This window comes from Massilia sp. 01N417, assembly GCF_056399645.1.
Genome location: NZ_JBFTRS010000062.1, coordinates 1 through 645, shown reverse-complemented (window position 1 = coordinate 645; position 645 = coordinate 1). Strand labels below are relative to the sequence as shown.

The 645-nt window shown below is 56.6% G+C and carries 1 protein-coding gene and 1 pseudogene; both read right to left on the bottom strand.

Annotated elements, in window-relative coordinates; translation table 11 throughout:
- The coding region (locus AC1DOQ_RS26930; RefSeq protein ID WP_477370511.1) for a transposase at nt 1-167 on the bottom strand (167 nt) is incomplete at its 3' end.
- A 28-nt stretch (nt 168-195) separates the two neighbouring features.
- Nucleotides 196-645, bottom strand: a pseudogene (locus AC1DOQ_RS26925) (IS5/IS1182 family transposase); the annotation flags it as partial.

The following is a 645-nucleotide window of genomic DNA, read 5'->3' as shown; positions in this document are numbered from 1 at the left end:
AACTGGCGTCGCCAGCGAAACACCATGTTCGTGTTCAGCCCGTGCTGCATCGCCAGCTGGGCTACCGACACCGACTCGTCGCACGCTTGCTGCGCCAGCTGTCGCTTGAACTCCAGCGGATAGTTCGTGCTGCGCCGACGCTTCTTTTGTTCTGCTTCACCCGCCAAGATAGTCCCCGCTAAAAAATAGTGGGGACTATGTTGAGTGGCGCGCTGGCAGGTGTCTACACGGTGCAGGGATGACGCTTACGTTCGTGTCGCCTACCAGGCGCTGCGGCTTCAAGGCGAATTTCTTTTCAACCTGATTGATCATCGTCTTGGTAGCTTCGACTTCGGCTGTTCTGGTCACTGCCGACGCTTCGACATCGACGATTACTCCTGCTTTCAGATCGATCAGGTAATTCGTTGAGTACGCAAAAAGAGCCGGTCCTGCAGCGGCAGTCCAGGTTGCAGCCGGATCAGTCAGGGAAATTCTTTTCGGCGGCGGTGGCACTGGATTGGCTTGTTCCAGAGCCGCCAAATACTCTCGCACTGGTCGACTTGCCTGCTCTGGATTACCCCAATCGATACCGGCTTCGCCCGAACACGAACGTTGACGCTGGGCGTCAGCCTTGATCATACTGGCATCAGTTGCAAACCCTTCGCC